The sequence below is a fragment of the Pseudomonas sp. DR 5-09 genome (genome assembly GCF_001655595.1).
Classification (GTDB): domain Bacteria; phylum Pseudomonadota; class Gammaproteobacteria; order Pseudomonadales; family Pseudomonadaceae; genus Aquipseudomonas; species Aquipseudomonas pharyngis.
This window is the reverse complement of sequence record NZ_CP011566.1, coordinates 1,622,493-1,646,333: the sequence shown is the minus strand read 5'-3', so window position 1 is coordinate 1,646,333 and position 23,841 is coordinate 1,622,493. Positions and strand designations below refer to the sequence as shown.

At 62.5% G+C, this 23,841-nt stretch carries 15 protein-coding genes; 10 read left to right on the top strand and 5 right to left on the bottom strand.

Annotation, left to right across the window (positions count from 1 at the left end; all coding sequences use genetic code 11):
- The first annotated feature begins 277 nt into the window (after positions 1–277).
- The gene (locus tag PDR5_RS29810; RefSeq protein ID WP_064594253.1) at positions 278–649 is read left to right on the top strand and encodes a DUF6124 family protein; all 372 of its coding nucleotides are present in this window, start codon (positions 278–280) and stop codon (positions 647–649) included.
- Positions 650–890: 241 nt separating this feature from the next.
- On the opposite strand, the gene PDR5_RS07435 is transcribed toward PDR5_RS29810, so the two are convergent.
- On the bottom strand, positions 891–9,545 hold the full coding sequence (locus PDR5_RS07435; RefSeq protein ID WP_064594252.1) for a retention module-containing protein: 8,655 nt from the start codon (positions 9,543–9,545) through the stop codon (positions 891–893).
- A 531-nt stretch (positions 9,546–10,076) separates the two neighbouring features.
- On the opposite strand from PDR5_RS07435, the gene PDR5_RS07430 reads away from it, so the two are divergent.
- From PDR5_RS07430 to PDR5_RS07420, 3 genes are read left to right on the top strand one after another with little or no spacing between them, the layout of a single operon-like run.
- A complete protein-coding gene (locus tag PDR5_RS07430) occupies positions 10,077–11,435 on the top strand; it encodes a TolC family outer membrane protein (RefSeq protein ID WP_064383226.1) in 1,359 nt (452 codons plus the stop codon).
- 33 nt (positions 11,436–11,468) lie between these two features.
- Positions 11,469–13,628 (top strand): type I secretion system permease/ATPase, encoded by a 2,160-nt coding sequence (locus PDR5_RS07425; protein WP_064594250.1) that lies wholly within the window; start codon positions 11,469–11,471, stop codon positions 13,626–13,628.
- Between the two features lie 10 nt (positions 13,629–13,638).
- Positions 13,639–15,000: an HlyD family type I secretion periplasmic adaptor subunit gene (locus PDR5_RS07420; RefSeq protein ID WP_064594249.1), complete on the top strand. Its 1,362-nt coding sequence runs from the start codon at positions 13,639–13,641 to the stop codon at positions 14,998–15,000.
- A gap of 75 nt (positions 15,001–15,075) precedes the next feature.
- On the opposite strand, the gene PDR5_RS07415 is transcribed toward PDR5_RS07420, so the two are convergent.
- Positions 15,076–15,672 carry a tRNA-uridine aminocarboxypropyltransferase gene (locus tag PDR5_RS07415; RefSeq protein ID WP_064594247.1) on the bottom strand — a complete coding sequence of 199 codons (597 nt, stop codon included), beginning with the start codon at positions 15,670–15,672 and terminating at the stop codon, positions 15,076–15,078.
- 4 nt (positions 15,673–15,676) lie between these two features.
- Positions 15,677–16,570 (bottom strand): LysR family transcriptional regulator, encoded by an 894-nt coding sequence (locus PDR5_RS07410; RefSeq protein ID WP_039772530.1) that lies wholly within the window; start codon positions 16,568–16,570, stop codon positions 15,677–15,679.
- A 428-nt stretch (positions 16,571–16,998) separates the two neighbouring features.
- Between PDR5_RS07410 and speB the strand changes: the two genes are divergently transcribed.
- The 6 genes from speB to PDR5_RS07380 all read left to right on the top strand — a co-directional run bounded on the left by speB (position 16,999) and on the right by PDR5_RS07380 (position 22,525).
- A complete protein-coding gene (speB, locus tag PDR5_RS07405) occupies positions 16,999–17,949 on the top strand; it encodes an agmatinase (RefSeq protein WP_003222717.1) in 951 nt (316 codons plus the stop codon).
- A 10-nt stretch (positions 17,950–17,959) separates the two neighbouring features.
- Entirely contained in the window at positions 17,960–18,382 is a 423-nt protein-coding gene (locus PDR5_RS07400; RefSeq protein WP_007956584.1) for a YybH family protein, read from the top strand.
- Positions 18,383–18,438: 56 nt separating this feature from the next.
- Positions 18,439–19,950: a purine-cytosine permease family protein gene (locus PDR5_RS07395; protein WP_064594245.1), complete on the top strand. Its 1,512-nt coding sequence runs from the start codon at positions 18,439–18,441 to the stop codon at positions 19,948–19,950.
- Between the two features lie 92 nt (positions 19,951–20,042).
- Positions 20,043–21,422, top strand: coding sequence for a sodium:solute symporter (locus PDR5_RS07390; RefSeq protein WP_011332980.1), 1,380 nt, complete (start codon positions 20,043–20,045; stop codon positions 21,420–21,422).
- 84 nt (positions 21,423–21,506) lie between these two features.
- Complete coding sequence (locus tag PDR5_RS07385) at positions 21,507–22,232, top strand: MBL fold metallo-hydrolase (protein ID WP_064594243.1); 726 nt, start codon at positions 21,507–21,509, stop codon at positions 22,230–22,232.
- 44 nt (positions 22,233–22,276) lie between these two features.
- On the top strand, positions 22,277–22,525 hold the full coding sequence (locus PDR5_RS07380) for a phosphopantetheine-containing protein (protein WP_039772540.1): 249 nt from the start codon (positions 22,277–22,279) through the stop codon (positions 22,523–22,525).
- Between the two features lie 93 nt (positions 22,526–22,618).
- Here PDR5_RS07380 and PDR5_RS30285 read toward each other — a convergent pair whose 3' ends face one another.
- Both PDR5_RS30285 and ptrR read right to left on the bottom strand, forming a co-directional pair.
- Positions 22,619–22,747, bottom strand: a complete 129-nt coding sequence (locus tag PDR5_RS30285) for a PA1414 family protein (protein WP_003184145.1) — start codon at positions 22,745–22,747, stop codon at positions 22,619–22,621.
- A gap of 142 nt (positions 22,748–22,889) precedes the next feature.
- On the bottom strand, positions 22,890–23,783 hold the full coding sequence (gene ptrR, locus PDR5_RS07375) for a putrescine utilization regulator PtrR (protein WP_064594240.1): 894 nt from the start codon (positions 23,781–23,783) through the stop codon (positions 22,890–22,892).
- Positions 23,784–23,841 lie beyond the last annotated feature (58 nt).

The following is a 23,841-nucleotide window of genomic DNA, read 5'->3' as shown; positions in this document are numbered from 1 at the left end:
ATCCGCCGGCTTGTGCGCCTTGGGGGGCGGGTTCTATTGTTTGGCGGTCGCTGAAAAACAGCGATCGGGTTTAGCGATCCGGCTCCATACAGACGCAACAACGCCCAATCCCGATTGCAGTCTCTTCTCTGCACTTGGCGTAATGGTGGCTGTGCGTGGGAGACCTTCGGGTCTACCCGGGGTTTCTGTGACCCGGATCGCTAACCTGCGTACAGCCGCCACCTTTACTTGTTTAGCGATGAGTCGTGGCGGCCAAATCCAATCACGGAGATTCGCCATGATCAAACCAACGCCAAACCCGCCCGAAGTCGATTCGACTTCCCCCTACGAAACCCTCGACTCCAAGAAATTCCACGAAGCCGCCGAGCGCGCCCTCGATCACTACCTCAATCCGCTGCTCCCCCGCAAACCGCTGCTCAAACCCAACACCCGCTACCTCATCGCTCCCGGCATCGACAGCGAAGAACTGCTGGCCGACGCCTGTGAAACCCTGACTTCGGCCAAGGTCATGGCCAATGACTTCGCCGGGTTGGTGGACGGCCCGCAGCGGCATGTGCTGTTGGGGATTGCGCAGTTGATCATGCTGGGTGAACTGGCGGCGAATCGGGTGCTGGATAATCTGGAGTTGAAAACCGAGACGGCGGTGTAAAAAAGGTAAATGCACTGTCCCGAATAATGCGTGACAGACATGACGCCTTCGTCGGATCGCCGCCCGGGGCAAGCCCGCTCCCACAGGTACGGCGGCGTAATTTAAATGTGTGTTAGACGCACGACCTTGCTCCGGCGGCGATCCGACGAAGGCTCACTCACAGGCAACCCATCACTTGCGGCATGAAAAACCCGCCGTCCCGTGTGATCGGGGCGGCGGGTTTTATCGTTTCAGCCCTCAGTTACACCGTATCCACCTTCAACGAATGATCATTCAGCATGCCGTTGATGATCGTTGCAGTGTCGTGCCCGCTGGCGATCAACCCACCCGCCCCCGGCGTCACGCCGTAGTGGCTGGCGAGGTTGACGCCCGCCAGGTCGATGGTCTGGTTCGGCGTGGCGCCGGCCATGGCGCTGACGTCGATGCTGGTCATGACCGAGGCGCCGCTGCCGGTGACGGTGAAGTGCAGGTAGTCATCCAGTGACGCCGACGTGCCGTTTTCACCTTGCAGCAGTTGCGACAGGTCGAGCTTGTCGGTGCCCGGGGTGAAGTCGGTGACGGTGTCGTGGCCGCTGTTGCCCTTGAGCCACTGGAAGGTGTCGGCGCCCGGCCCGCCGGTCAGGGTGTTGTTGCCCATCCCGCCGATCAGCAGGTCATCGCCGCCGCCACCGTTGAGGATGTCGTTGCCCAGGCCGCCGTTGATCACGTTGTTATTGTTGTCGCCGGTGAGGGTGTCGTTGAAGTTCGAGCCGACGAGGTTTTCGATGCCGGTCAGGGTGTCTGTCCCGGCGCCAATGGTGTTTTGCGCACCGAGCAGGCCGAGGTTGACCGTCACCCCGGCGGTGGCGTGGGCGTAGCTGGCGGTGTCGATGCCGGTGCCACCGTCGAGCAGGTCGTTGCCCGGGCCGCTGTAGAGCAAGTCATTGCCGGCGCCGCCGTGCAGTTCATTGTTGCCGGAGCCAGCGGTGAGCACATCGTTGCCGTCGCCGGCGTTGATGATGTTGTCGCCGGTGCCGGCCACCAGTACGTCATCGCCCGAGGTGCCGGTGAGGGTGTGGCCATCCTGATAGCTGATGGTCACGTTCGCCGTGTCGCTGCCGCCGTGGTTGTCGTTGGCGGTGTAGGTGCCGTGGTAGTCCGGGGTGATGTCGTGGGCCCCGGCGTAGTTGAGGGTCATGGTCAGCTGGTAGTTCTCCGCCGCGTTGGCGTTGCTGCCCGTGGTGTTGCTGATGTTGGTGATGTGGATCTGGTAGACGCCATCGGACGTCGCGGTCAGGGTCTGGCCGTCCGCGAGGGCAATGTAAGCGCCGCCGTTGATCGAGTACTCCATGGTGATGTGACCGGCCGCCAGGTTGTGGTCCAGGTTGAGGGTTTCGCCCTGGCGCAGGTTGACGGTGATGCGGTCTTCATCGTTGGCGTTGGTGTTGGTCACCGCGCCGAGGTAGCCGCTGACCACCAGCACGGCGGTCATGGTGGCGGCGTTGGCGCTGAACGCATTGCGCACGTTGGCCAGGTTCTGGTTGGCGGCGGTGTTGGCGTTGGTGCCGGTGAAGCTGATCGCGCCGCTGCCGGTGAAGTCTGCCGATCTGGAGACCCAGCCGGTGTTGAACGAGGTCGGCGTGGCGTTGAGGGTGTCGCCGTTTGGGTCGGTGTCGTTGGCCAGCAACAGCTCGCCCGGCACCACGATGTTGCCCGACAGCACGTTGGTGATGATGTGGTCGTCCGCCGCCACCGGAGGCGCGTTGGGGATCACTTTTACGGTCAGCGTCGAACTGGCGAGGTCGCCGTCGTTGTCGCTTAGGGTGAAGCCGATGTTTTCGGTGATCACCACGGCGGTGGTTTTTTGCGAGGTGTAGCTGTAGTCGCCGGTGTCGAGGTTGATCACCAGGGTGCCGCTGTTGTTGGTGGCGATGCTCAGGGTGTTGTTCACCGTGTTGAACGTGCCGTGGTTGGCGCCGCCGCTGGCGACCAGTGAACCCTGACCGCCGTTGGCTTTCGGGTCATAGGTGTAGGTGGTGCCGTCGACCACGATGGATTTGATGAACCCGCCATCGGCGCCGAACGTACCGCCCTCGCCCAGCAGCGAACCGGTGACCGGCGCGCCCTGCACCGTGCCGGACAGCACCGAATTGAGTTGATTAAGGTCGGTGACCACCACCGCGTTGGTGTTGGTGTGGGTGATGCCGTCGTACGCCAGCGGATCGAGGTTGGCGTTGCTCACGCCGCTGCCCAGGCCGATCGCGTAGTTCTTGATGTTGTTGCCATCGAGGAACGCCTTGAGCGTCGCTTCGTCGGCAGTGCCGATATCACCCTCGTTGGGTTTGCCGTCGGAGAAGAAGTAGCCGACGTTCTGCGCCCCGGTGAGTTTGCCCGAGGTGTTGAACGCGTTGTACATGGTCGCCACAGCGGCGTCGTAGTTGGTGCCGCCGCCCGCGCTGAGGCTGGCCAGAAGGGTCTTGGCCGTCGCGACATCGACCCACACCGAAGTGCGGTCGGTGGCGTTGCTGCTGAAGGTGACGAGCTGCACTTTCACATCACCCAGATCGTCGTACTTGTCGAGCAAGGCGCTGATCGCCTGCTTCGCCAGTTCCAGCCGCGACAGGCCCGGCACGCCGGAGGCATCGGCCATGCTGCCGGAGATGTCGAGGACGATGAGAATGTTGGAGTCGATCTCCACCGCCGCCACCGAACGATCCGACGCCACCGCTTTTGGCACGTCGTCGACGATGTTGACCACGATGGTGCTGGTGGTGCTGTTGCCCAGCGCATCGGTGGCTTTGTAGGTGAAGCTTTCGCTCAGGGTGTTCGGCCCGTCGTTGGCGTTCGGCGTGGTTTTCGGCGCCGAGGTCAGGGTGTAAGTGTAGGTGCCGTCGGCGTTGAGCTGGATCTGCCCGTAAGTGCCGGTGGCGCTGCCGACCAGGGTGTAGGTGATCGCCCCGCTGCCGCCGCTGACCGAACCGACCAGCGTGCCGGTCGCGGTTTCGCCGGTGTTGCCCGGCTCGCTGCCGGTGACCGTGCCGGGGGCCAGGTCTTGCCCGTCCTGGGTCAGGTCGAGGGCTTTCTCGTAGACGGTGACGTCCTGATCGGTCGAGGCCACAAGCTTGCTGTCGGCGACGTTGACGGTGATGGTGGTGGTGCTTTCGTCGCCGTCACTGTCGCGGATGGTGTAGGTGAATGTGTCGGTGGCGCCCGGCGGGCTCACCGAGTTCGGGTTGCTGTGATAGACCGCATTGCCCGCCGCATCGAGGGTCAGGTAACCGTAATTGCCGTTGATGTTGCTGTTGAGGCCGCCGATGGCCGAGGTCGCAGTGTTGCCGCCGGCGCGTACGCCGACCACGATCGCAGCGCCATCCGCGCCACTGATGTCATTGCCCAGCACGCTGATGTTGAGCGTGCCGCCCTCCGCCACCGAGCCGGTGTCGGCCTTGGCGGTCGGCAGGTCGTCGATGATGTTGACGTTGATCTGCCCGGTCGCGGTGCTGCCGTCGGTGTCCGTCGCCACCACGTTGAAGTTTTCGGTGATGCTGTTGGCACCGTTGGCGTTCGGGTGGGTTTCGTTATCGACGAGGGTGTAGCTGTAGCTCACCACGCCGGTAGTCGGGTTGTAACCGGTAATGGTCAGCGTGCTGCCCAGCGGGGTGACGGTCGATTGCGGGAAGCCGGCCGCCACGCCGTTGGTCATCACGGCGATGCCGCCCACGGTCAGGGTTTGCAGACCGTCGAGCGCGGTGACGGTGAAGGTGCCGCTCTGGGTCAGCGCCGGGGTGTCGGGACTGGTGCCGTCGCTGAGGTTTTTTTCGTAGACGGTGAGTTCGCCGCCATACACGTCGAGACCGTTGAGGACCACCGGATCGTCGTTATTGTGAATGTTAAGCACCAGGTTGGCGGTGCTGGTGTCGCCATCGGCATCGGTCAGGGTGTAGGTGAAGGTCTCGGTGCCGTTGCCACCGCCGTGCAGATTCTTGAAGTCTGCATCGTTGGTGTTCAGCGTGTAGGTGTAGGTGCCGTTGGCATTGAGCACCAGGGTGCCGTAAGTGCCGGTGAAGGTGCCGGGGGTGATCGGGCCGGCATTCGGACCGGTTGCCACCACGTCGGCGCCCTGCACGTCGTTGGTCAGCACGTTGCCGTTGAGGGTCAACTGGGTTTCCGACGCGGTGCTGGCGTTGCTGTCGTTGATCGCCTTCGGCACGTCATCGACGATGCTGACCACGAGGGTGCTGGTGACGACGTTGCCCAGCGAATCGGTGGCCTGGTAGGTGAAGGTTTCGGTCAGGGTGTTGGCGCCGTCATCGGCGTGCGGGGTGGTGCTGGCCGGTGAGGTCAGGGTGTAGGTGTACGTGCCGTCGGGGTTGAGCACGATTTGCCCGTAGTTGCCGGTGGCGCTGCCGACCAGCGCGTAGCTGATCGCACCGACCGCGCCGGTGACCGAGCCGACCAGTGTGCCGGACGCGGTTTCCCCGGTACTGGTCGGATCGCTGCCGGTGACCGTACCAGGGGCCAGGTCTTGCCCGTCCTTGGTCAGGTCGAGGGCTTTTTCGTAGACGGTGACGTCGGTGTCGCTGACCGCGCACAGTTGGCTGTTGTAGACGTCGATGGTGATGGTGGTGGTGCTTTCGTCACCGTCGGAATCGCGCACGGTGTACACGAACACATCCACCGCACCCGGGCCGCTCACGGCATTCGGGTTGCTGTGATAGACCGCGTTGCCGTTGGCGTCGAGGGTCAGGTAGCCGTAAGTGCCGTTGATGTTGCTGTTGAGGCCGCCGATGGCCGAGGTCGAGGTGTCGGAGCCGGCGCGCACGCCCACTACCGCGCCACTGGCTGCCGGGCCGTCGGCGCCGCCGATGTCGTTGTCCAGCACGTTGCCGCTGACGGTGCCGCCCTCCTGCACCGACGTCGCGTCGGGTTTGGCGGTCGGCAGGTCGTCGATGATGTTGACGTTGATCTGCCCGGTGGCGGTGCTGCCGTCGGTGTCCGTCGCCACCACGTTGAAGTTCTCGGTGATGCTGTTGGCGCCGTTGGCTGTCGGATGGGTTTCGTTATCCACCAGGGTGTAGCTGTAGCTGACCACGCCCGTGGCCGGGTCGTATCCAGTGATGGTCAGCGTGCTGCCCAGCGGGGTGACGGTCGATTGCGGGAAGCCGGCCGCGACACCGTTGGTGATCACGGCAATGCCACCCACGGTCAGGGTTTGCAGACCGTCGAGGGCAGTCACCGTGAAGGTGCCGCTCTGGGTCAGTGCCGGGGTGTTGGGGCTGGTGCCGTCGCTGAGGTTTTTCTCGTAGACGGTGAGTTCGCCGCCGTTGACGTCGAGGCCGTTGAGGTACACCTGATCGTCGTTGTTGTGGATGTTCAACACCAGGTTGGCGGTGCTGGTGTCACCGTCGGCATCGGTGATGGTGTAGGTGAAGGTCTCGGTGCCGTTGCCGCCGCCGTGCAGGTTTTTGAAGTCTGCATCGTTGGTGTTCAGCGTGTAGGTGTACGTGCCGTTGGCGTTCAGCACCAGGGTGCCGTAAGTCCCGGTGAACGTACCCGCCGTGATCGGGCCGGCATTCGGGCCGGTCAGTACGCGGTCGGCGCCTTGCACGTCGTTGGTCAGGACGTTGCCAGTCAGTGTGAGATTGGTTTCCGAAGCGGTGCCGGCGTTGCTGTCGTCCACACCTTTCGGCAGGTCGTCGACGATGTTCACGTCCAGTGTCGCGTTGGCGGTGGTGCCGTTGTCATCGACCACGGTCACGGCGAATTGCTCGTTGAGCACGTTGGCGCCGTTGGCATTCGGGTGCGCTTCGTTGTCGACCAGGGTGTAGCTGTAGCTGACGACGCCGGTGGCGGCGTTGAAACCGGTGATGGTCAGGGTGCTGCCCAGTGGCGTAGTCACCGATTGTGGGAAGCCTGCTGCCACACCGTTGGTGACCACGGCGATGCCGCCGATGGTCAGCGTGGTGACGCCATCCAGCGCGGTGATGGTGAAGGTGCCGCTTTGGGTCAGGGCTGGCGCATCGGGGCTGCTGCCGTCGCCGAGGTTTTTTTCGTAGACGGTGAGTTCGCCGCCATTCACGTCGAGGCCGTTGATGATCACCGGGTCGTCGTTGTTGTGGATCTGCAGGACGAGGTTCGCGGTGCTGGTATCGCCGTCGGCATCGGTGATGGTGTAGGTGAAGGTCTCGGTGCCGTTGCCGCCGCCGTGCAGCGCTTTGAAGTCGGCGTCGCTGGTGTTCAGCGTGTAGGTGTAAGTGCCGTTGGCGTTCAGCACCAATGTCCCGTAAGTCCCGGTGAAAGTGCCGGCGGTGATCGGGCCTGCGTTTTCACCGACAGGCACGCGATCAGCGCCTTGCACGTCGTTGGTCAGGACGTTGCCACTCAGTGTGAGATTGGTTTCCGAAGCAGTGCCGGCGTTGCTGTCGTCCACGCCTTTTGGCAGGTCATCGACGATGTTCACGTCCAGCGTGCCGTTGGCGGTGGTGCCGTTGTCGTCGACCACGGTGACGGCGAACTGCTCGTTCAGCACGTTGGCGCCGCTGGCATTCGGGTGCGCTTCGTTGTCGACCAGGGTGTAGCTGTAGCTGACGACGCCGGTGGCGGCGTTGAAACCGGTGATGGTCAGGGTGCTGCCCAGTGGCGTAGTCACCGATTGTGGGAAGCCTGCCGCCACACCGTTGGTAACCACGGCAATGCCGCCGATGGTCAGCGTGGTGACGCCGTCCAGCGCGGTAATGGTGAAGGTGCCACTTTGGGTCAGCGCTGGAGTGTCGGGGCTGCTGCCGTCGCTGAGGTTTTTTTCGTAGACGGTGAGTTCGCCGCCATTCACGTCGAGGCCGTTGATGATCACCGGATCGTCGTTGTTGTGAATCTGCAGCACGAGGTTCGCGGTGCTGGTGTCGCCGTCAGCATCGGTGATGGTGTAGGTGAAGGTCTCGGTGCCGTTGCCGCCGCCGTGCAGCGCTTTGAAGTCGGCGTCGCTGGTGTTGAGGGTGTAGGTGTAAGTGCCGTTGGCGTTGAGCACCAACGTGCCGTAAGTGCCGATGTAGGTGCCGGGGGTGATCGGGCCGGCGTTATCGCCGACAGGCACGCGGTCGGCGCCCTGCACGTCGTTGGTCAAGACGTTGCCGCTCAACGTGAGGTTGGTTTCCGAAGCGGTGCCGGCGTTGCTGTCGTCCACGCCTTTTGGCAGGTCGTCGACGATGTTCACGTCCAGCGTGCCGTTGGCGGTGGTGCCGTTGTCATCGACCACGGTCACGGCGAATTGCTCGTTGAGCACATTCGCGCCGTTGGCATTCGGGTGCGCTTCGTTGTCGACCAGGGTGTAGCTGTAGCTGACGACGCCGGTGGCGGCGTTGAAGCCGGTGATGGTCAGCGTGCTGCCCAACGGAGTGACGATGGATTGCGGGAAGCCTGCTGCCACGCCATTGGTGACCACGGCGATGCCGCCGATGGTCAGCGTGGTGACGCCGTCCAGCGCGGTGATGGTGAAGGTGCCGCTTTGGGTCAGGGCTGGAGCGTCAGGGCTGCTGCCGTCGCCGAGGTTTTTTTCGTAGACGGTGAGTTCACCGCCCTCGACGTTCAACCCGTTGATGATCACAGGGTCGTCGTTGTTGTGGATCTGCAAAACGAGGTTGGCGGTGCTGGTGTCGCCGTCGGCATCGGTCAGGGTGTAAGTGAAAATCTCGGTGCCATTGCCACCGCCATGCAGATTCTTGAAGTCCGCATCACTGGTATTGAGCGTGTAGGTGTAGGTGCCGTTAGCGTTGAGCACCAACGTGCCGTAAGTGCCGATGAAGGTGCCGGGGGTGATCGGGCCGGCGTTGTCGCCGACAGGTACACGGTCGGCGCCTTGCACGTCGTTGGTCAGGACGTTGCCGGTCAGGGTCAGTTGGGTCTCTGAGGCCGTGCCATTGTTGTCATCGAACGCTTTCGGCACGTCGTCGGTGATGTTGACGTCCAGCGTGCCAGTGGCGGTGTCGCCATTGCTGTCGCCGGCGATCACGGTGAATTGTTCGCTGAGGTTATTGGCACCGTCGCCCGCCGCGTGAGTTTCGTTGCCGTTGAGGGTGTAGCTGTAACTGACCGTGCCGGTGGCCGGGTTGTAGCCGGTGATGGTCAAGGTGTTGCCCAGTTGCGTGGTGATCGATTGCGGGAAACCGATCGGCACGCCACCGACGATCACGTTGATGCCGCCGATGCTCAGGCTGCTCAGACCGTCCGGCGCCGACACCGTGAAGCTGCCGGTCTGGGTCAGCGCGCCAGGGTTGGCAGCGGAACCGTCGGGCAGATTGGCTTCGTTAAGATTCAATTCGCCACCGGCAACAGACAGCCCGGTGAGTGTTACCGGGTTGTTGACTGGCGGTGGTGGTGGGGCGATCGGCGTGGTGTCGTCACCGTTGTCGATCACCGCGTTGTGGCGTTCTTCGGGAAACTCGGGAATGCCATTGAAACCGGCGGTGGGGAAACCGATGACCGGATCGACCCGGCCCGCCACTTCAGTCAACAACACGAAACTGTGGCCGCCACCCAGTGCGCCCGGCGCACCACCGGTGGCTCCGGGGCCCGCCGCCGTCGCTTCGGCGGATTGGGTCGGGTCATCGCCGGCGGCAATGGCTTTCTGGATCTGTTCCACGTCGGTCAGTTGCGACTCGCTCGGGGTCACCGCTTCCGGTGCATTGACGTGAGCCGCCTGATCGGCGAGCAACTGGCCGGTCATGGTCAGGCTGCTGTCGCGGCCGAGGGTCAGCTCCTGGCCGTTTTGCAGATGAACGGCAACCGCCCCCTGCGCCCCGGTGATCAATTGATCCCCTGCAAACAGACGATCGCCTTCGACCAGTGCGCGACGAGTGCCGTCCGCCGACTGAGCGAAAACCTGACCAATGACTTTAGTGACGATCCCGATGAGCGTTGCCATGTGCATTCCTCCGCTGCCGACCACCGTCGGCGCTGGTTAGCGAAGCAGCCCATGGCTCAAGCGGGTTGTCGGGGCGACGCTCGCACCTCGACAGTTCGTTTCGCAGGTTGTGCAGGTTCAGAAACTCCAGCGCAATCAAGCACTTGGAATCTCTGTTCGCTGCAGCAGGCCCACTAGCGCTACGTAACGGTGGTGAATCACCCGAGTGACAAAAATCTGTCGCTCATCAGCCGCTACGCGTCCCTCCCCTTTAGCAGTACTTCGCCGTATGTCGCAAAGTGAGTGGAACTTTCCTCAAGCCTTTCTGTGCTCCCTAAAGCGCATAAAACAAAGGCTTTCGAGTGGAACAATGTGCTGGATTTGGCGAAGCGCATAAGTTTTTTTTGGCATAACCCTTATGAAAATTTTTTCTTAGCTACGCTTCAGGATGTTCTTAGCTCTGTTGTTACAGGCATGAAACGCTTTCTACTAAAAATATCGTCAATAAATTGGCGACAGCGAAACACCATCAGGACTCAGGGAGATGCACCCATGCGCGTACTAACCCCCCTCTGCAGCGCGGTTTTGCTGGCCATGGCTTGCACTTCTCAAGCCCAGGCCATGAACCTCACCGAGGCGATTCAGAGCACCATCGCCACCCACCCCGAACTGGCCTCGCGCGTGGATGCGCGCCTGTCGGCTGATGAACAGGTGAAGGTCGCCAAGGGCGGCTTCTATCCGTCGGTGGATCTGAACGCTGCTTACGGGCGCGGCTACAGCGACAACACCAACACCCGGGCCTTCGGTAACCACCACACCGAAATCCTCAATTACACCCAGTCCGAGCTGCGGCTGCGGCAAATGCTGTTCGACGGTTTCAACACCGCCAACGAAGTCGAGCGCACCAAGGGCGTTTCCAACTCACGCGCCTATTACGCGCAAGGCACCGCCCAGGATCTGGCCCTGCGCACCATCGAGGTCTACCTTGAAGTGCTCAAGCGTCGCGAACTGGTGACTCTGGCCAAGAACAACCTGCAGGCGCACTTGCGGGTCAACGACCAGATCGGCCTGCGCACCGAGCGCGGGGTGGGCAGCACCGCCGACTCCGATCAATCGGTGGCCCGTAAGGCGCTGGCGCAGAACAACCTCGACACCGCCGAAGTCGATCTGGCGGATGCCGAATCCAACTTCTACAGCGTGGTCGGGCGCATGCCGGATGAGCTGGAAACCCCGGCCTCGACCCGCGGCGAATTGCCCGCCACCTTGCCTGAAGCCCAGCAGAGCATGGTCGAGAACAACCCGTACCTGAAATCTGCCCAGGCCGACGTGCAATCGGCCGAGAGTCAGTACGAAGTCGCCAAGTCGCCGTTCTACCCGCGCTTCGACGCGGAAGCCGCCGTCGGCGCCAACAACAACGTGCAGGGTGACGAGGGTCACGACAACGAATGGCGGGTCGGTGTGGTGATGAACTACAACCTGTTCCGTGGCGGCAGCGACAAGGCGCGACTGGCCTCCGACGCGCACCAGATCAACCAGGCGATGGACATCCGCAACAACGCCCTGCGCCAGCTCAACGAGAACATTCACCTTGCCTGGAACGCCATGCTCAACGCCAAGAAACAGACCCCGACCGCCCGCGAATACGCCGAAACCACCAAGCGTGTGCGCGCTGCGTATCAGGATCAGTTCGGCCTCGGTCAGCGCACCCTGCTGGACGTGCTCGACAGTGAAAACGAGCTGTACAACGCCAACCGTCGCTACACCGAAATCCGCTACACCGAGGAATACTCGATGTACCGCGTGCTGGCGAACATGGGCCAGTTGTTGAGCAAGCAACGAGTGGTGCTGCCGGCCGATGCGATTGCTGCGACCGAGGTGAAAAACGAAGCGCGCTTGCCTGAACTGAAGTAGTCCCGATGATGTAGTGCCAGGGGAGCGATCAATATGACCAGCATGCAACCCGGTAACACCGGGATCGATCCGCGGCTGAGTTTCGATGACCCGTTGCTCGACGGTCTGTTGATCCTCTGCAAACTGCATGGCGCGACGGTCAGTCGCGCCAGCCTGAGCGCCGGGCTGCCCCTGGACAAACAACGCCTGAGCCTGGACCTGCTGCCCCGCGCCGCCGCCCGGGCCGGGTTGCAGGCGCGCTTGTTGCGCCGGGAACTCAAAGACATTTCACCACTGAACTTGCCGGTGCTGTTGCTGTTGGGCAACGGGCGTACCGCGGTGCTGCGGCGGTTTGCCGAAGACGGCAAGGCGCTGATCCTGCCCAGTGAAGCCGATGGCGGCGAGCAATGGGTCAGCCGTGAAGAACTCACCGAACACTACAGCGGCCAAGCCTTGTTCGCCCGGCCACGGCATGAACTGGAAGACCTGCGCTCGCCGCTGGTGCCACGGGTGCAGGCGTGGTTTCGCGACACCCTGAAGCTGTCGAAATGGCTGTACAGCGACGCGATCCTCGCCAGTTTCCTGATCAACCTGCTGGGCCTGATGGTGCCGCTGTTCGTCATGCAGACCTACGATCGCGTGGTGCCAAACCAGGCCACGTCGACCCTGTGGGTGCTGGCCATCGGGCTGCTGATCGGCACCGGTTTCGAACTGGTGCTGCGGGTGGTGCGCGCGCACCTGCTGGACACCGCCGGCAAGAAAACCGATGTGATCCTTTCCGCGACTTTGTTCGAGCGCATCACCGGCATGGCGATGAAGGCCCGGCCGGCGACCATCGGCGGCTTCGCCCAGAGCATTCACGACTTCCAGGGCCTGCGCGAATTTCTCACCGCCGTGACCCTGACCAGCCTGATCGACCTGCCCTTCGTGGTGTTGATGCTGGTGGTGATCGGCCTGCTCGGTGGCTGGCTGGTGGTGATTCCACTGCTGGCGTTTCCGATCACGATCGTGTTCGCGATGATCATTCAGGTCCGCCTGCGCGACACCGTGCAGAAAAGCCTGAGCCTCGGCGCCGAGCGTCAGGCGTTGCTGATCGAAACCCTCGGTGGCCTGGAAACCCTCAAGGCCTGCAGCGCCGAAAGCGAGCGCCAGCACAAATGGGAGAGCACCCACGGCACCCTCACCCGCCTCGACAGCCACGCGCGTAATCTCTCGGCGCTGGCCACCAACGGCACGCTGTTCATCCAGCAGTTTTCGGGGATGGCGACAATTGTGGCCGGGGTCTACAGCATCATCGCCGGCAATCTCAGCGTCGGAGCGCTGGTGGCGACTTACATGCTCGGCAGTCGCGTGCTGGCGCCGCTGGGCCAGATCGCCGGGCTGATCACCCGCTACCAGCAAGCGCAACTGACCATGAAAAGCACCGATGCGCTGATGTCCCTGCCTCAGGAACGCGACGGCAAACAGCGGCCGCTGGAGCGCACGCAACTGCAAGGTGCGCTGGACGCCAACGCGGTGACCTTCCACTACAACGGTCAGAACGCCCCGGCCCTGAGCAACGTCAGTTTCAGCGTCAGACCCGGCGAACGGATCGGCATCATCGGCCGCAGCGGCTCGGGCAAAAGCACCCTGGCGCGACTGGTGATGGGCTTCTACGAACCGGACGAAGGCCAGTTGCTGCTCGACGGCCTCGACCTGCGGCAACTGGATGTCGCCGACCTGCGCCAGCAGATCGGTTACGTCGCCCATGACCTGCCGCTGCTGGCCGGCAGCCTGCGCGACAACCTGACCCTCGGCGCCCGCTACATCAGCGATTCACGGATGCTCGAAGTGGCCGAACTGACCGGCGTCACCGAGCTCGCCCGCCAGCACCCGCAAGGCTTCGACCGGCCGGTGGGCGAGCGTGGGCAACTGCTTTCCGGTGGCCAGCGCCAAGCCGTGTTGCTGGCTCGGGCGCTGTTGCTCGACCCGCCGATCATGCTGCTCGACGAACCGACCAGCGCCATGGACAACAGCAGCGAAGACGTCCTGCGCCAGAAGCTGCACGGCTGGGTGCAGGGCAAAACCTTGTTGCTGGTCACCCACCGCACTTCAATGCTGAGCCTGGTGGACCGGTTGCTGGTGCTGGACAACGGCCGGATCGTCGCCGACGGTCCGAAAGAAGCGGTCATCGATGCGCTGCGCAAGGGCCGGGTCGGCTCGGCAGCGGTCTAGGAGTTACCCCATGTCGGCTTCCTCACCTTCAAAACCGCGCGGTTACTTCGACAGTTTCGGCAAAAGCGCCGAAGCCGAATTCATGCCGGAAACCGCCGGTGCTTCGCTGCAGGATTCGCCACGCTGGTCGCGCATCACCGTGTGGCTGGCGGCGGCGCTGCTGATCAGTGCGCTGGTCTGGGCCAAGTTCGCGGTGTTGCAGGAAGTGACCATGGGCGAAGGCAAGGCGATTCCGTCGAGCAAGGTCCAGGTGATCCAGAACCTCGAGGGCGGGATCGTCACCGAGATCTTCGTGCGCGAAGGACAAATGGTCGATAAGGGCGACAAACTGCTGCGCCTGGACGACACGCGGTTTCTGTCGAACAAGGGTGAGAGCGAGGCCGATCGTTATGCCTTGACCGCGCAGGTCGAACGCTTGTCCGCCGAAGCAGAGGGCCGGCCGTTCAAGCTGTCGGACGAAGTGATCGCCAAGGCGCCGCAAGTGGCCGAGGACGAGCGTTCGCTGTACGAACAACGGCAGCGGCGGCTGGCCAGCGAACAGAGAACCCTCAGCGAACAGCTGCGGCAGAAGACTCAGGAGCTGGCGGAGTTTCGCTCGAAACAGGGGCAATACAGTTCGAGCCTGGCGCTGGTCAATCAGGAAATGAACATGTCCGAACCGCTGGTCAAGACCGGTGCCGTGTCGCCGGTGGAGATCTTGCGGCTCAAGCGCAGTGCCGTGGAAATCCGCGGTTCCCTGAACGCCACGACCCTGGCCATTCCCCGCGCCGAATCGGCCATCGCCGAGATCCGCAGCAAGATCGACGAATCGGAACAGACCTTCCGCTCCGAAGCGGCCAAGGAGCTCAACGAGAAACGCACCGACCTGTCGAAAATCACCGCGTCGAGCATCGCCATCGACGACCGTGTCAGCCGCACCACCGTGACTTCGCCGGTGCATGGGGTGATCAAGCAAATGAAGGTCAACACCATCGGCGGCGTGGTGCAGCCGGGCAGTGACATGGTGGAAATCGTGCCGTTGGAAGACAACCTGCTGATCGAAGCCAAGGTCCGCCCTCAGGACGTGGCGTTCCTGCATCCGGGCCAGAAAGCCATGGTCAAGTTCAGCGCCTACGACTACACGATCTACGGCGGGCTCAGCGCCAAACTTGAGCTGATCGGCGCCGATACGATTACCGATGACAAGGGCAACAGCTTCTACCTGATCCAGGTGCGCACCGACAAAAACCATCTGGGCGGGGATTTGAAACCGCTGCTGATCATTCCGGGGATGGTGGCGACGGTGGACATCATTACCGGGGAGAAAAGCGTGCTGGATTACCTGCTAAAACCGGTACTCAAGGCCCGGACCGAGGCGATGCGCGAGCGCTAATTCTGCTCAACATTGTCGGTGATGTGACCATTGCAATCGCTAGCAGGCTAGCGATATGGCCAGTACGGACAGCTCCTATCTTTCGCCATGATTGCGCTGAAAGGTCTCCTCCCCCATCGCCGCAATCTGCCCCTCGATCAACGCCTCGAACGGCTTTAGCAACGGCTCGAAAGAGGCCGGCGCTTCCAAGGTCTGCAACGCCTGCACTATCGCCTCAATCGTCGACAACGCCCCCGGCCCCGGTGCCTTGCGCAGCCGATACCGGGAAACCCCGCCCTCGGCCAACGTCACCCGTGGCAACGCCGCCAGCAGCGGATTGAGGTGCAGCATCTTGCGCGCCTTGCGCCATGTGCCATCCGGCACCACCAGCAACAGCGGTTCATCGCAAGCCGCGTAAGCCTGCATCGGCTGCGCATCATCCGCCGGGAACAACAACCGTGCCCGATACCCCGGTCGGTTCAGCAGCGCGGGCAAATCCTCGAATACCTCACCGACGATCAGCTCGGCATTGTTCAACCCGAGCGCTGCCAGCCGTGCCGTGTTGAGCGCGTGATTGACCTCGCTCGGGTGCTGCAACAGCAACACCCGGGTGCGACTGTCGAGGCTGGGGATCAGCGGGCACAGGCAATGGGTTTGTGGGCGCAGGCAGCGCGGGCATTGGGGTCTGGACATGTTCTCAGGCCTGATTGAGCTGCGCTTTGAGCAGATCGCGGAAAGTCTGGATCAGCGGCTCGCGGCTGCGGCCACGGCGCATGATCATGGAAAACGGCGCCTGATAACCGAAGGTCGCCGGCAGCAGCACCCGCAGGTCGCCCTTGTCGGCCCAGGCCTGGGCGTAGTGCTCCGGCAGGTAACCGATGTAGGCCCCGGACAGCACCAGAATCAGCTGCGCTTCCATACTTTCCACCGTCGCGGCGCTGTGTTTGAAACCGTGGCGCGCCAGTTCGGCCTGGCTCCAGTAACCGCGTCCGACCATGCGTTGCTGGGTGATGACCTGTTCGGGAATCCGCCGTTCGTTGAACAGCGGGTGCCGGTTGCTGCAATACAGCCAGTGCTGCTCGCGGTACAGCGGCATGTACACCAGACCGCTCATGCGCGTGGAGAACGCGCCGATGGCCAGGTCGAGGCGGTTGTCCTGCACGCCGAGTTGCAGTTCATACGGGCTCATCACCGACAGATGCAAATGCACCGCCGGGTGTTCCTGGCTGTAGGCGCCGATGGCTTCGGCGAACGGCAGGGCCTTGTCGCTGACCGTGGAGTCGATCACCCCGAGGTTGAGGGTGCCGCGCAACTCGCCCTTGAGCGCGGCGGCGTATTGCTCGAAACCTTCAAGCTCCGCGAGCAGACGCAGGGTTTCCTGATGGAACAGCTCGCCCTTGCTGGTCAGGCTGAAACCACCGCGCCCGCGATGGCACAGCACCAGACCCAGCGCGGCTTCGAGCTGACTCATGTAGGTGCTGATCGCCGAGGTCGACAGGTTGAGTTCCTGCTGCGCGTTGGCAAACCCCTGATGACGCACGACGCTGACGAAGATGCGCAACAGTTTCAGGTCGGGTAAAGCGTTGGCCATGTCTACTCCGGGGCTGGGAACTGTGTCGTCTGTTGGAACCACCCCTCACCCCAGCCCTCTCCCCAAGGGGGAGAGGGGGAAAGGGAGCCGATCTCCATGGCCTTCAAATTCTGCGTCTGTCCCAGATTCTATTAAGTTCGACTCGATATTTCAGGTCGATGAAGCTCCTGAGAACAACTCTATCGGCTCCCTCTCCCTCCGGGAGAGGGCTGGGGTGAGGGCGGCGATGTTCAGCCGATCACAAACCCCAAGGCGCACAAAGTCTATCTCTACCCACATCATTAGTTTAGAAATTTCTGAACTAAGTATTTGTCCGTAGCGATTCTTCCGCCCCACTACATTTCGCAGAATCGGCCCACAGCGGTGCCCGTGACCTTGCGAATGCGGTGCGCCGACATAAATAAAACAAAGACGATGAGGCCCTACCCGTGGACAAGATTCTTCACCAACCACTGGGCGGCAACGAAATGCCGCGCTTCGGCGGCATCGCCACCATGCTCCGACTCCCCCATGTACCGACCGCTGCCGGTCTGGACGCTGCCTTCGTTGGCGTGCCACTGGACATCGGTACTTCGCTGCGCCCCGGCACCCGCTTCGGGCCGCGCGACATCCGCACCGAATCGGTGATGATCCGCCCGTACAACATGGCCACCGGCGCTGCGCCGTTCGACTCGCTGTCGGTTGCCGACATCGGTGACGTGGCGATCAACACCTTCAACCTGCTCGACGCCGTGCGCATCATCGAAGAAGCCTACGACAACATCCTCGAGCACAACGTGATCCCGATGACCCTGGGTGGCGACCACACCATCACCCTGCCAATCCTGCGTGCCATCCACAAAAAGCACGGCAAGGTCGGTCTGGTGCACATCGACGCTCACGCTGACGTCAACGATCACATGTTCGGCGAGAAGATCGCCCACGGTACGACTTTCCGTCGTGCGGTCGAAGAAGGTCTTCTGGACTGCGACCGTGTGGTGCAGATCGGTCTGCGGGCGCAGGGTTACACCGCCGACGACTTCAACTGGAGCCGCGATCAGGGCTTCCGCGTCGTTCAGGCCGAAGAGTGCTGGCACAAGTCGCTGGCGCCGCTGATGGCCGAAGTGCGCGAGAAAGTCGGTGGCGGCCCGGTGTACCTGAGCTTTGACATCGACGGCATCGACCCGGCTTGGGCACCTGGCACCGGCACCCCGGAAATCGGTGGTCTGACGACCATTCAGGCGATTGAAATCGTTCGCGGCTGCCAGGGCCTCGACCTGATCGGCTGCGATCTGGTAGAAGTCTCGCCCGCTTATGACACCACCGGCAACACCTCGCTGCTGGCCGCCAACCTGCTGTACGAAATGCTCTGCGTACTGCCGGGCGTGGTCCACCGCTGAGGGTCGGGTCATGAACGAACGTGATCAGGTTCTGAAAGCGGCCGCCGATCTGGTGTCCGCCTTCGCCCGCAACGATCGCGAAGCCTACTTCGGCGCGTTCAGCGCCGATGCGAGCTTTGTGTTCTACACCCTCGAACAGCCCCTGCTGTCGCGCGATGCCTATCAGGCGTTGTGGGACAGCTGGCGCGCCGAGGATGGCTTCGAGGTGCTGTCCTGCACTTCGAGCAACGCCTTCGTCAGCCTGCAGGGTGACGTGGCGATTTTCATCCATGACGTGGCCACCGAGCTGCGCATGCAAGGGGAGCAACACTTCAGCCAGGAGCGCGAGACGATTGTTTTCAGAAAACAAGCGTCGAGCCTAGAACAACAAGGCCATTGGCTGGCCTGCCACGAACATTTGTCCGCAATGCCGGAAGGGCTGCCATCCCCTTAGCCAAACAGGTGACGCCTCACACACGATGAGGCGCGCCTTTATGATCGGAGCAGATCATGAATAACAACAACAACGACCAAAGCCTTACGCAGATTGAAACCCACGGGGTCGAACAGATCCCGGACAACGAACGCACCGCCGGTCCCGTGGACTTGTTCCGCATGATTTTCGGCGGCGCGAATACCTTTGCCACCGCCGTGCTCGGCAGTTTCCCGGTGCTGTTCGGCCTGTCCTTTCAGGCGGGCGTCTGGGCGATTGTCTCGGGCGTGCTGCTCGGCTCGCTGATCCTTGCACCGATGGGCCTGTTTGGCCCGCTCAACGGCACCAACAATGCCGTGTCGTCCGGTGCGCATTTCGGCGTGCACGGGCGGATCGTCGGTTCGTTCCTGTCGCTGCTGACCGCCATCGCCTTCTTCTCGCTCTCGGTGTGGAGTTCGGGAGATGCGCTGATCGGTGGTGCGAAACGCCTGATCGGCCTGCCGGAAACCGACCTGACTCTGGGCCTGGCCTACGGTCTGTTCGCGATTCTGGTGCTGACCGTGTGCATCTACGGCTTCCGCTTCCTGCTGTGGGTGAACAAGGTCGCAGTGTGGAGCGCGAGCCTGCTGTTCCTGCTGGGCATCTTCGCTTTCGCCGGCCCGTTCGATTCGCACTACGCCGGCACCGTCAGCCTCGGCCAGCCAGGCTTCTGGGCCGCGTTCATCGGCGCCGCACTGGTGGCCATGAGCAACCCGATTTCCTTCGGCGCGTTCCTCGGCGACTGGGCCCGCTATATCCCGCGTGAAACCTCGCGCCAGCGGATCATGGCGGCGGTGGTTCTGTCGCAGATCGCCACCTTCATCCCGTTCCTGTTCGGCCTGACCACCGCGACCATCGTGGCGATCCAGGCACCGGACTACATCGCGGCCAACAACTACGTCGGCGGTCTGCTGGCGGTGTCGCCGAGCTGGTTCTTCCTGCCGGTGTGCCTGATTGCGGTGATCGGCGGCATGTCCACCGGCACCACCTCGCTGTATGGCACCGGGCTGGACATGTCCAGCGTGTTCCCGCGTCTGCTGTCACGGGTCAAGGCGACGTTGCTGATCGGCGTGCTGTCGATTGCCTTCATCTTCATCGGGCGCTTTGCGGCGAACCTGGTGCAGAGCGTGTCGACCTTCGCCGTGCTGATCATCACCTGCACCACCCCGTGGATGGTGATCATGATCATCGGCCTGGTGGTGCGTCGCGGCTTCTACTGCCCGGACGATCTGCAAGTGTTCACGCGCGGCGAGCAAGGCGGACGCTACTGGTTCAGCCACGGCTGGAACTGGCGCGGCCTGGGCGCGTGGATCCCGAGCGCGGCGGTCGGCCTGTGCTTCGTCAATTTGCCGGGGCAGTTTGTCGGCCCGCTCGGTGAACTGGCCGGCGGCATCGACATCAGCCTGCTGGTGACCCTCGGTCTGGCCTCGGTGATGTACCTGATGCTGCTGAGCCTGTTCCCGGAGCCGGCGCTGGTCTACGGCCCGAAGGATCCCCGCAGCAAAGGCGCCCATGCGCCGGCTGAAGCGGCGCTGCGGCAGGCTGCCTGATCAACCCTGTGGGAGCGGGCTTGCTCCCACAAGGGCAGCCTCATAGAACCAATTTGTTTCACCATAAAAAAGACAATCGGAGACACGCCATCATGGCTTTGGATTTATTCGTCGTCCTCATCTACGCCGCCGGCATGCTCTTGCTCGGCTACTTCGGCATGCGCAAGGCCAAGACCAACGAGGACTTCCTGGTGGCCGGGCGTAACCTCGGCCCGAGCCTGTACATGGGCACCATGGCTGCGACCGTTCTCGGCGGCGCGTCCACCGTCGGCACCGTGCGTCTGGGCTACGTGCACGGCATTTCCGGTTTCTGGCTGTGCGCGGCACTGGGTTGCGGCATCGTGGCGCTGAACCTGTTCCTGGCCAAGCCGCTGCTGAAACTGAAGATCTACACCGTTACCCAGGTCCTGGAAAAACGCTATAACCCGATGGCCCGCTCGGCGAGCGCGGCGATCATGCTGGCCTACGCGCTGATGATCGGCGTGACCTCGATCCTCGCCATCGGCACCGTTCTTCAGGTTCTTTTCGGCCTGCCGTTCTGGATCTCGGTACTGCTTGGCGGTGGCGTGGTCGTGGTGTACTCGGCCATCGGCGGCATGTGGTCGCTGACCCTGACCGACATCGTCCAGTTCATCATCAAAACCGTCGGCCTGATGTTCATCCTCCTGCCAATCTGCCTGTACCGCGTCGGCGGCTGGGACGAACTGGTGCTGAAACTGCCGGCCACCGCCTTCAGCTTCACCACCATCGGCTGGGACACGATCATCACCTACTTCATGATCTACTTCTTCGGCATCCTGATCGGTCAGGACATCTGGCAACGGGTGTTCACCGTCAAGAACGAAAAAGTGGCTCAGTACGCCGGTAGCTTCGCGGGCATCTACTGCATCCTTTACGGTCTGGCCTGTGCCCTGATCGGCATGGCTGCGCACGTGCTGATCCCGGATCTGGACAACGTCAACAACGCCTTCGCCGCGATCGTCAAACTGTCGCTGCCGGATGGCATTCGTGGCCTGGTGATCGCCGCTGCCCTGGCCGCGATGATGTCCACCGCCAGCGCCGGCCTGCTCGCCGCTGCCACCACCCTGACCGAAGACCTGCTGCCGAAACTGCGTGGCGGCAAACAGTCGAGCCTGGGGGTGAACCGTCTGTTCACCCTGCTGACCGGTGTCGTGGTGCTGGGCATCGCGCTGGTGGTCAACGACGTGATCAGCGCCCTGACCCTCGCGTACAACCTGTTGGTGGGCGGCATGCTGATCCCGCTGATCGGTGCGATCTTCTGGAAACGCGCGACCACCGCCGGCGCTATCGCCAGCATGGGCCTGGGTTTCGCCACCGCCCTGCTGTTCATGTTCAAGGACGGTCTGGATGCCAACACGCCGATCTACTACAGCCTGGCTGTGGGTCTGGTGAGTTTTGTGGTGGTCAGCCTGATGTCCCGTCGCCCAAACGTGGTGGCCAGCGCGATCTAAGCTGAACACAACGACTTGATGCTTTCTTCGGCGGGTGTGGCGTCGGTTGCCACACCCGTTTTTTTCGTCTGGAGAAAATGCTTGATGAAGATTGTTTCTCGCGATCAGTGGTTCGAAGTGCAAACCCTGAGCGACGGCATTCGGCTGATTCACGAGCCGTTCATCCGCCCCTTCTACCGCTGCAACCTGTGGCACGTTCAGGGCCGGGACAAGGATCTGTTGCTCGACAGCGGTTCCGGGCTGGTCAGCCTGCGCGAGCAACTGCCGTGGCTGACCGAGCGGCCGCTGGTGGCGGTGGCCAGTCATTGCCATTTCGACCACATCGCCGGGCATCACGAATTTACCGAACGGCTGGTGCATCCCGCCGAGGCGGACATTCTGGCGGCGCCGGATGGCGAGAACGATCTGAGCCGGGCCTTCGTCGGCGACGACATGTTCGAAGCGCACCCGGATTGCCCGTTGTGCTACGCCGAATACCGGGTCAAGGCGGCGCCGGCCACTGGTTTTGTCGAGGACGGCGATGTGCTGGACCTGGGCAATCGCACGCTGCAGGTGCTGCACACGCCGGGACACTCACCGGGCGGGATCAGCCTCTATGAAGCGGCCAGCGAAACCCTGTTCAGCGGCGACATCATTTACGACGGGCCGTTGATCGAAGACGCCTACCATTCCAACCTCGACGACTACGCCGCCAGCCTGCGGCGCTTGCAGGGGCTGAAGATCCGCACGGTGCATGGCGGGCACTTCGGCAGTTTTTCCGGGGCGCATTTGCGCGGGATGATTGACGAATGGTTGCGCCGGCACGCCTGAGGCCTGCTGTACTTCAGTCAGATCAACCACAATAAATATCTGCCATGAGAAGAGCTGCCGTGCGTGCTGCCGTGCACCGCTTCATCCTGCGCCTGCTGGAAAATCGTGAATTCGACGACCACACCAGCCTTGCGCAACTGGGGCTGGAAAAAGCGGATATCGAGGATCTGATCTTCCATCTGGAAGATGAATTCGGACTGACGGCCTTCACCGCCGAAGAGGACCGGATGCTCAAGACTGCGAAAACCGTGAATGACCTGAGCCGGTTTCTGATGGAAATCGGGCGTCACTGAAAACAAAAGATCGCACCCGGGCGCCACTCCATGGAGCGACGGCCGGGTGCGATCTTTTGGCGTTTAAATCCTTTGATCCTTCAAAGCGGGGCATTACCGCCGACGTGGCTGACGCCGACGCTGTTCGTCATCGGTGCGAATCGGGACCGGTTGCAGAGGCGGTTCGATCAAGCCGAGGGCAACACCCAAATCGTGCAGCCAGTTTTGAATTTTCTCTTTCATCGTCATGCCCCCTTCAGGGTGGTGCTGAGCGTCCGGAATTCTGAGGCCGCTTCGCACTGATAATAGTCCGAAGTCCTACGCAATGCTCGGCCAAATCCGCAATGATCTGTTACTGAATTGATCCAAATCCCTGACCGTTCGTTCAAGCCGTTTCGCGCACGTCCTCGCCAGCCACGGGATAGAGCGCCTGCTGTTGTTCAATCCACGCGTTGAGGTTGGCACCGATCATGCCCCGGCGCCACATGAGCCATGTTGTCGCACTGGCAAAAGGCTCGGCCAGCGGATGCACCGCCACGCTTTCGCGCCCCGGCAGGCTGGCGAGCATCGACTCCGACATCAGCGCCACACCGCTGCCGGCAATCACACAGGCGAGCATGCCCTGATAGGACTCGATTTCCATCGCCCGGCCCATCGCCGCCTGGTAGTGGGCGAACCACGCTTCCAGCCGTGCGCGATAGGCGCAGCCATGGCGGAAGGTGAACACTGCCCGCCCTTCGACATCCCTGGCGCTGCGCACCGGCGGGTGATCGGCCTCGCTGATCAGCACCAGTCGCTCGTTGCACAACGGCACACCGTCGATCCCGGCCAGTTGCGGCGGGCCGTCCACCAGCGCGGCGTCGAGGCGCCCGGTGAGCAGGCCTTCGAGCAACTCGCCACTGGGCCCGGACTGCACCTGAAGATTCACCGCCGGATATTGCTTGTGATAGCGCGCCAGCAGCGCCGGCAAATGGATCGCCGCGGTGCTGTACAGCGTGCCGAGCACGAAATCCCCCGCCGGTTGCCCGCCCATCACCGCCGCGCAGGCCTGATCGCGCAGGGCGAACAGTTTGCCGGTGTAGTCCAGCAGGACTTTTCCCGCAGGCGACAACTGCAAACGCTGACGCTCACGGACGAACAGTTCGACGCCCAGTTGCTCCTCCAGCTGTTTAAGCCGGGTCGACAGGTTCGACGGCACGCGATGCAAACGTTCGGCGGCGCGGGTGATCGAGCCCTCTTCCGCAACGGCCTGGAAGATCCGCAATTGGCTGAACTCCACAACCTTTCTCCTGAACAGAACAAGTTACTCACTATTATTCAATTTTAAAGAAAGTCAA

Bases quoted from the DNA above. Each gene is read 5' to 3' on its own strand.
- PDR5_RS07430 (WP_064383226.1), top strand. From the start codon at position 10,077: ATGCGCGTACTAACCCCCCTCTGCAGCGCGGTTTTGCTGGCCATGGCT.
- PDR5_RS30285 (WP_003184145.1), bottom strand. From the start codon at position 22,747: ATGAAAGAGAAAATTCAAAACTGGCTGCACGATTTGGGTGTTGCCCTC.
- PDR5_RS07415 (WP_064594247.1), bottom strand. From the start codon at position 15,672: ATGTCCAGACCCCAATGCCCGCGCTGCCTGCGCCCACAAACCCATTGC.
- PDR5_RS07410 (WP_039772530.1), bottom strand. From the start codon at position 16,570: ATGGCCAACGCTTTACCCGACCTGAAACTGTTGCGCATCTTCGTCAGC.
- PDR5_RS07435 (WP_064594252.1), bottom strand. From the start codon at position 9,545: ATGGCAACGCTCATCGGGATCGTCACTAAAGTCATTGGTCAGGTTTTC.
- PDR5_RS07395 (WP_064594245.1), top strand. From the start codon at position 18,439: ATGAATAACAACAACAACGACCAAAGCCTTACGCAGATTGAAACCCAC.
- PDR5_RS07425 (WP_064594250.1), top strand. From the start codon at position 11,469: ATGACCAGCATGCAACCCGGTAACACCGGGATCGATCCGCGGCTGAGT.
- PDR5_RS07400 (WP_007956584.1), top strand. From the start codon at position 17,960: ATGAACGAACGTGATCAGGTTCTGAAAGCGGCCGCCGATCTGGTGTCC.
- PDR5_RS29810 (WP_064594253.1), top strand. From the start codon at position 278: ATGATCAAACCAACGCCAAACCCGCCCGAAGTCGATTCGACTTCCCCC.
- PDR5_RS07390 (WP_011332980.1), top strand. From the start codon at position 20,043: ATGGCTTTGGATTTATTCGTCGTCCTCATCTACGCCGCCGGCATGCTC.
- PDR5_RS07380 (WP_039772540.1), top strand. From the start codon at position 22,277: ATGAGAAGAGCTGCCGTGCGTGCTGCCGTGCACCGCTTCATCCTGCGC.
- PDR5_RS07420 (WP_064594249.1), top strand. From the start codon at position 13,639: ATGTCGGCTTCCTCACCTTCAAAACCGCGCGGTTACTTCGACAGTTTC.
- PDR5_RS07385 (WP_064594243.1), top strand. From the start codon at position 21,507: ATGAAGATTGTTTCTCGCGATCAGTGGTTCGAAGTGCAAACCCTGAGC.